1 riboswitch is annotated in these 591 nt (G+C 39.9%).

The features are described from left to right. Positions 1 to 69: 69 nt before the first annotated feature. A riboswitch (cobalamin riboswitch) is annotated at positions 70 to 247 on the bottom strand. Positions 248 to 591: the final 344 nt, after the last annotated feature.

Here is a 591-nt window from a genome sequence, read left to right on the forward strand (position 1 = left end):
TGAAACGAAGAGAATAGCATAAGGAAGCCTTCATTTCATCGATTCATCTTCTCAATCCCCGAAGAAGTTGAAACTTTTGCGAACGAAGACAGGTCTCCTGACTCACACTCGATTCTACTTTGGTCCTTCCCGTACAGGCAGTACAGTGGATTATCCATTTCGCGAGTGCATACAGTTGCGGGGGCAGCTCCGGATTCACACCGGATTCCCTATTAAGCCTATTGGCATCTTCTGTTCGCGGGTACTATATATAGTGTTTTTGTTAGTTTTTATTAGCTTATATTGTGTTTACATCATAACTGAGATAGATGTGTTATGCAATCCTTACCATTTCACCCTAGGATTGAAAAACCCTTGCTTGATGCCTATTCTCCTTTTAAAAAATTTTTTATTTTTGGTCTGTTTCTTTATAATGGAAGTAGAGATAGATGAAGTGCAGGGGGGATGAGCATGACTGAAGGTTTTAATTGGCATGTAGAAGCAGAAAAAATCTGGAACGATCGGGCAGAGTTTTGGAACTCCAAAAGTAAAGCGATGTGGGATGAAGGGAGTCGTAAGTCAATTGTGCCCTTTATCAAAAAACAAATAAAT

The organism is Halobacillus sp. BBL2006 (assembly GCF_000786645.1).
Classification (GTDB): domain Bacteria; phylum Bacillota; class Bacilli; order Bacillales; family Halobacillaceae; genus Halobacillus.